Annotated in this window: 8 protein-coding genes; 3 read left to right on the top strand and 5 right to left on the bottom strand. The window is 46.6% G+C overall.

Annotated features, from left to right (window positions below):
* Both AK963_RS09620 and AK963_RS09615 read left to right on the top strand, forming a co-directional pair.
* Positions 1–240: hypothetical protein (locus tag AK963_RS09620; protein WP_083232562.1), on the top strand; the 240-nt coding region annotated here is incomplete at its 5' end.
* Positions 241–255: 15 nt separating this feature from the next.
* Positions 256–489, top strand: a complete 234-nt coding sequence (locus AK963_RS09615; protein WP_066015242.1) for a hypothetical protein — start codon at positions 256–258, stop codon at positions 487–489.
* 447 nt (positions 490–936) lie between these two features.
* Here the strand turns inward: AK963_RS09615 and AK963_RS09610 are convergent, their stop codons facing one another.
* From AK963_RS09610 to ubiA, 3 genes are all read right to left on the bottom strand, one after another.
* Positions 937–1,515: a hypothetical protein gene (locus AK963_RS09610; RefSeq protein ID WP_139117331.1), complete on the bottom strand. Its 579-nt coding sequence runs from the start codon at positions 1,513–1,515 to the stop codon at positions 937–939.
* 277 nt (positions 1,516–1,792) lie between these two features.
* Positions 1,793–2,197: a hypothetical protein gene (locus AK963_RS09605; protein WP_066015240.1), complete on the bottom strand. Its 405-nt coding sequence runs from the start codon at positions 2,195–2,197 to the stop codon at positions 1,793–1,795.
* A gap of 211 nt (positions 2,198–2,408) precedes the next feature.
* Positions 2,409–3,314, bottom strand: coding sequence for a 4-hydroxybenzoate octaprenyltransferase (ubiA, locus tag AK963_RS09600; protein WP_083232561.1), 906 nt, complete (start codon positions 3,312–3,314; stop codon positions 2,409–2,411).
* 165 nt (positions 3,315–3,479) lie between these two features.
* Here ubiA and AK963_RS09595 point away from each other — a divergent pair, with 165 nt between their 5' ends.
* A complete protein-coding gene (locus AK963_RS09595; RefSeq protein ID WP_066015239.1) occupies positions 3,480–4,292 on the top strand; it encodes a DUF3050 domain-containing protein in 813 nt (270 codons plus the stop codon).
* On the opposite strand, the gene AK963_RS09590 is transcribed toward AK963_RS09595, so the two are convergent.
* Complete coding sequence (locus AK963_RS09590) at positions 4,289–4,828, bottom strand: chorismate--pyruvate lyase family protein (RefSeq protein WP_066015238.1); 540 nt, start codon at positions 4,826–4,828, stop codon at positions 4,289–4,291. The genes AK963_RS09595 and AK963_RS09590 overlap by 4 nt on opposite strands.
* Before the next feature lie 61 nt (positions 4,829–4,889).
* A complete protein-coding gene (locus AK963_RS09585) occupies positions 4,890–5,975 on the bottom strand; it encodes a BMP family ABC transporter substrate-binding protein (RefSeq protein WP_083232560.1) in 1,086 nt (361 codons plus the stop codon).
* Between the last annotated feature and the right edge of the window lie 25 nt (positions 5,976–6,000).

The raw sequence follows: 6,000 nt of genomic DNA, 5'->3' as shown, positions 1-6,000 counted from the left end.
GAGCGAGGCCGGAACGAACTGGCCAAAGGCGGTCACCAGAGCATCACCACCATCGAACTGCCGCTGACCGACACCAACACCGCCCCCGGACTCATTGAGCCAGGGATGCTGGTCGAGGTTCAGGACACCCTTTTAGGAGAGAGCGGCGATTGGCAGGGGCTCTGCCTGCGAACCCATATCAGCGCCTCAGGGGGATTAAACGCCGTTATTCAGAGTGTAGAGCTGGAACGACATTATTAAGACAGGAAAACACCCATGGCCACCACCAACATCTGGCAGCAATTCAAATCACTAATACCAGAAGGAGCAAGAAACGTTGTCACCATTACCAGCAACAACGGTGACGGAACCAGCAGCGCAACATTGAGAGATGGAACTATTATCAGGGTACAGGGAGAAACGGTCGTGCCAGGAAATAAGGCACTAATCGAAGATCGGGTGGTTAAAGTAGAAGTGCCAGGGCTGGCGGTTTATGAGGCGGAGATTTGAGGAGAGCCACCAGATATGCAAAGACAGCCGCCGAAAGCAGGGGATAGCCACTAAGTACCGCTAAATATAGCCACTTAGACAGCCACTATATAGAGCTAGTTACAGGGTGTAGCCACCTTATTTATGTACCAATTGATTATATGTGTAAGAAAATGAAGAGGAAATACTGGTTGTAAAGTTATATGCGCTCTAGGGTTTATTTGCCAGACATGAGAATACCCCAAGGTTGAATGAGTGCAGATTTCTTTGGTCAGCATTTATCTATATGTCAGGTATTACAGCGAGGGAATGTTACAGAAAAATGACGTTAAGGAAAATTTGATGGGATTTTTGCAGGTTTCGCAATGTATGAGTTGCTGTTTTCCAGTTGTTGAGGTGGTAAAGGGGAGAAACTTTTTGATGAGGGGAGATGAAGGTTGAGTACTTTTGGCTCAACCTTCAATCAAGTTATTTTCTCCGTCTGAAAGCAGGCATTGAGTGGTCAAGTATGAAGTGTTTATCTTGCAGGTTATCAACCTCTGCTTTTTGCTTTTCCTCCCATTCTTTTAATTCTTTCTTCTCCTTTTCAATGCGCTCATTCCACTTCTCTTTTGCAACTTCAACGCCATACAGGAATCCTCCTATACCACCAACAATCGTCGCAGCAATCTGTATGGTGGGTACAATTACTTGCACTGCGGGTATCGGTGATAACAGGAAAGAGGATGCAGTACCTGCAGCAAGCCCCAGGCCAAGGCCAATAGTCGTTTCTTTCACAAGCGCTGTGGCACAGATAACTACACGAATAGAGTAGTTTTTCAGAACCCAGAGTGCATGTGATATGTTTTGAAGGTAGGGTTTGCAAGCTTTAGCGATTTTAATCACTCTCTGCTTGATTTGGAGAGCAGCATCAGTGGCTGATGATTTAATGGATTTGGCGACATCCTTGATCGAGCTGGCCGCTCTACCCAGAAAGCTGGGGCTGTCTTGATGGAAATAACTTCCTTGGTGGCAGATGGCATAACTTGGTGTGATGACCATATTCAACCTCCATTCTCCTAAATAGTACTAATGTACTATTTCAGTATTTTAGATTCCTGAAGATTGAAATAGTTTTAAGCAATGCTAACAGGATGGTTAGTATTGCTAACATTGATGCCTGATCATTTTACTGGGTTTGGTACAAGACTTGAGTAAGTACGGATACAAATGCGTCGCAGCAAGGAGGATTGCTTAAAGTAATAAAAAACAATGAAGCCCTTCGATTTATGAGGTGTGCTTTTATATTAAGATCCTGAAATAAGAAGACCTGAGCTTAATTTGTTCAGCTTTGCATTCTCTCTTTCTCAACGCGCTCCTCCCATTTGACTTGTGCAAGTTCCACACCGTGTAGGAAGCCCCCTATACCCCCGATAACAGTAGCTGCAAGCTGTATGGTGGGAGCAATAACAACAATGGTTGGAAATGGAGATAGTAGAAAAGATGAGACAGTTCCTGCCGAAAGGCCCAATCCAAGCCCCTTGGTCGTTTCTTTAACGATCGCTGTTGAGCAGATAACCACTCTAATGGAGTAGCTCTTCAGGGTGCTCAAGCCAGCAGATATAGATTTGATATAGGGACTGACGGTTTCAATCAGCAAAACAGATCTTTGATATAGGCTTTTTGATAAAGATGACAGGTTTGGATTTAGTTGTGTAAATAATGCTCTTGGAAGGGGCTCTGTTCTCATGCGAACCAGCCGGGGCACCCTGATAAAATAATGAGTGCTGTTGTTGATAATGGCAGATGGTGTGAAACCATGCTTACCCCTCCCCCTTTGTTATTTATAACTGTCAGTTTGGGTTTCCTTGATTTTTATAGATGTATAGGGGTGCTTCACGCAAGTACAAATAAGAGTTATTCGCATTTGCGTGAAAGCTGTTGCTCTTTGGTGGTCATAGTCATAGAGAGCAGGCGATCCCGAGGAATATGGCTGCTCCAATCCAATGGTTAGAAAGAAAGGCTTTGAAGCAAGGGCCCCTTTCACGGTTACGGGTTGACCATTGCTGGTGAGTAAAGCCGGCAGCCGCGACAACAAGGCTTAAATAAAATGGCCAGGCCAGTTCAAGCTGCAACCCCAGCATGGTCATCGCTACCAGAGTAAAAGCCTGAAAGCAGCCGATAATCAGGTTATCCATCTCACCAAATAAAATGGCTGTGGATTTAATACCAATTTTCAAGTCATCGTCTCTGTCCACCATGGCATACTGGGTATCGTAGGCAACGGTCCATAGGAGGTTAGCAATAAACAAAAGCCATGCCTGAATTGTCAATGTACCGGCTTCAGCTGCATATGCCATGGGGATTGACCAACCAAATGCTGCTCCAAGTACTACTTGAGGTAGATAAGTATGTCGCTTGGCAAAAGGGTAGGCAGATGCCAGTAGCAGTGCAGCAAAGGAGAGGTAGATGGTTAGGGCGTTCGTGGTCAATACCAGCAGAAAGGCGACTAAGAACAGGCTGGCGGCGTATATCAAGGCTTCTTTTGGGGTTATTTTTCCGGTCACCAATGGACGCTGATGGGTTCGTTTTACATGACCATCAAAATGTCGGTCAGCATAGTCATTAACAACACAGCCAGCACTGCGGGTCAAAATGACGCCCAGAATGAAAACCACGAGATTGTGCACAGTGGGTATACCATCGGCGGCAAGCCAGAGTGCCCATAGTGTTGGCCATAGCAATAGATAGATACCAATAGGGCGATCTAGGCGAGCCAGTTGAATAAAGTCTTTCCAGCGTGGCAGATGCTGATCAAGCAGCTCTGCACATTTATTAGAGCCTGTTATTGATTGTATGAGTTTCATCTGCGCCCGTAAAAATCTGTGTTTTGAAAATAGTCAGGGCCTTCCAGCCGATAAATTTTTTGCCGATAAACATAGGTGAGCAGCCAGGCTGCCATGTGTCCAATGTCTATGTAGTCTTTGTTTTGTCGGCCTGCCAGAGCCAATTGCTTACAGCAGGAGACTACCATGTTTACAAAAGACTTACGCCCTCTTCGAGAACAACTTTTCAATCACTCCCTCTACCAGAAAATTGACAGTATGAAAAAGTTGTCGGTCTTTATGGAAGCTCATGTATTTGCTGTATGGGATTTTATGTCGCTGGCGAAAAGATTGCAGCTTGAGTTTACTTCGATGCAGCTACCTTGGGTGCCAGTTCCGGATGCCCGGTCTGCCCGCTTTATTAATGAAATTATTCTCTATGAAGAGACTGATAAGGATCGGCATGGAACGCCAATGAGTCATCTGGAAATGTATCTTGCTGCCATGCGTGAAGTATCAGCAGACACCAGCAAAATTGAGCAGGTCATTTACAGCATTAAGACTGGTGTTCCCTGGCAGCAGGCTATGGTTGTTGCTGAAGTGCCAGAATACATTCAGGCATTTGTTTCGGATACGCTGAAGGTAGCCCAGTACGGTTCGTTACCGGAAGTGGCCAGTTATTTTCTTTTTGGGCGTGAAGATGCCATTCCGGAGATGTTTTCTTCACTGTTGAATCATTGGGAAATTCCTCCGAAGTCAGTTCCTTCCATGACCTACTATCTGGAGAGGCATATCGACCTTGACGGAAATGAGCATGGCCCCGCTGCAGAGAGTCTGCTGAGGCAGTGTATCAATGGAGACAAAACTGCAGAGAAGGCTGCAGTTGATAAAGCTAAAGCGGCCATCTCATCTCGGGTACGATTTTGGGATGGTCTTGAGAAGCAAATAGACAAAGTTACAGCTGAAGAGCAGCAGGGGGCTGCTCATGAAGCCGAGACTATCGATGAGAGTAACGCTTAGCGTTGCTCACGCTCAGGTAGAAAAACCTCGCATACCGAGATAGGTTTTTCTCTCAGATAAAACAGGGATCGTCTGGCCCAGGCGATTTCGGTTTCAAAATCGAAATCGAGATGTGAATTAAATTGACTTGCTTTTAAGTCGGTGACCTCAATCGGTCCGCGGCGAAGACCGGGTTGACTGAAAATGTATTCCCCTAATGGCTTGTCTCCCAGTTCCAGAAGTACTTTATTCTCACCAGACAGACTGGATTCAGGTAAAACACTGCGGGCAAAAACAACCGGTTGACCTGAACCAAAAAGCAGAACTTCTCTTATGCTGGCACGCTGATCATCACAATGAAGAAAGGCTTTCTCTGATGCATCAGGCTCCTGCCAGTCATGAGAGATGACTCGGACAAAAAATTCATTGTTGTGTACTTGCTTCAGCCGCCGGGTAAGCGAGTGCTGATCCAGAATCATTTCTCGAAGTGTATCAGGAATCGTTTTGGCATCTTGGGCGGGTTGCCAGTTCATATCAGCAAAATCAGCAAGGGGCATCAGCAGTACATCCTGCCTGAAGTCGAACTAACGACTTCAGGATCTGTCAATCAAGTGGGGATTAATTTGGCAATGAGCCTTCAACACCCTCCACATACCAGTTCATGGAAAGAATATCACCATCGTTCAGCTTTGTACCCTCTGAAACTTTGATGGAACCATCCTGTGCTTTGATGGGACCTTCAAAAATAGTAAATGTTCCATCTGCGATCTGTTCCTTGAAGGTTTCGACCTGAGCAATGACTTTTTCGGGTATGGCTTTGTTATAAGGTGCCATTTCAACCATGCCTGCAGAGAAACCACCCCATACATCTTCTGGCTTCCACTGCTTATCCAGTACCGCTTTGGCCGTATCGGTATAGAAGCCACCCCAGTGAACCATACTACCGGTCAGGTGGGCATCAGGGCCAAAGCGGGTCATGTCCGTGTCATAGCCAAAGGCGTATACCCCTTTGTCCTGGGCGGCCTGAACCGGAGCGGGTGAATCGGTGTGCTGGTTGATGATGTCGGCACCCTGGGCAATCAGTGACTCAGCCGCTTCACGCTCTTTGGCAGGGTCATACCAGCTGTTGATCCAGACTACTTTTACCGTTGCATCAGGGTTTACACTGCGAAGGCCAAGTGTAAAGGCATTGATCCCCTGAACCACCTCAGGAATCGGGAATGAGCCAACATAGCCAATCACATTGTTCTTGGTCATGTGTCCGGCGATAACGCCAGTCAGGTAGCGACCTTCATAGAAACGGGCAGAGTAGGTGCCAACATTCTTCCCACGTTTGTAACCAGTCGCGTGCTGGAATTTAACGTTGGGAAACTGCTTGGCTACTTTCAGCGTTGGGTTCATGTAACCAAATGAAGTGGTAAAAATCAGGTCGTGTCCCTGCTGTGCCAGTTTACGGATGACCCGCTCTGCATCCGCACCTTCAGACACACTCTCAACATACGTGGTTTCGATATTCTTGCCCAGCTTCTCAACCATCTCCAGTCGGCCTTCATCATGACCGTAGGTCCAGCCGGCATCACCGACAGGGCCGACATAGACAAAGCCAACTTTTAAAGGCTTTTCAACCGCCGAAGAGAGTGTGGATAGGGTCATCAATCCTGCCGTTGCCACGGAGACGATGGCCTTTTTGATAAGGGATTTCATGGGATGATCAGCTCCTTACAGGTCT

This window comes from Endozoicomonas atrinae (genome assembly GCF_001647025.1).
Classification (GTDB): Bacteria; Pseudomonadota; Gammaproteobacteria; order Pseudomonadales; family Endozoicomonadaceae; genus Endozoicomonas; species Endozoicomonas atrinae.
The sequence above is the reverse complement of the archived record's forward strand: the minus strand, read 5'-3'. Positions and strand labels throughout refer to the sequence as shown.

Excerpts from the sequence above, each read along its gene's own strand:
- AK963_RS09590 (WP_066015238.1), bottom strand. The coding sequence starts at position 4,828 with ATGCCCCTTGCTGATTTTGCTGATATGAACTGGCAACCCGCCCAAGAT.
- AK963_RS09605 (WP_066015240.1), bottom strand. The coding sequence starts at position 2,197 with ATGAGAACAGAGCCCCTTCCAAGAGCATTATTTACACAACTAAATCCA.
- AK963_RS09585 (WP_083232560.1), bottom strand. The coding sequence starts at position 5,975 with ATGAAATCCCTTATCAAAAAGGCCATCGTCTCCGTGGCAACGGCAGGA.
- AK963_RS09615 (WP_066015242.1), top strand. The coding sequence starts at position 256 with ATGGCCACCACCAACATCTGGCAGCAATTCAAATCACTAATACCAGAA.
- ubiA (WP_083232561.1), bottom strand. The coding sequence starts at position 3,314 with ATGAAACTCATACAATCAATAACAGGCTCTAATAAATGTGCAGAGCTG.
- AK963_RS09595 (WP_066015239.1), top strand. The coding sequence starts at position 3,480 with ATGTTTACAAAAGACTTACGCCCTCTTCGAGAACAACTTTTCAATCAC.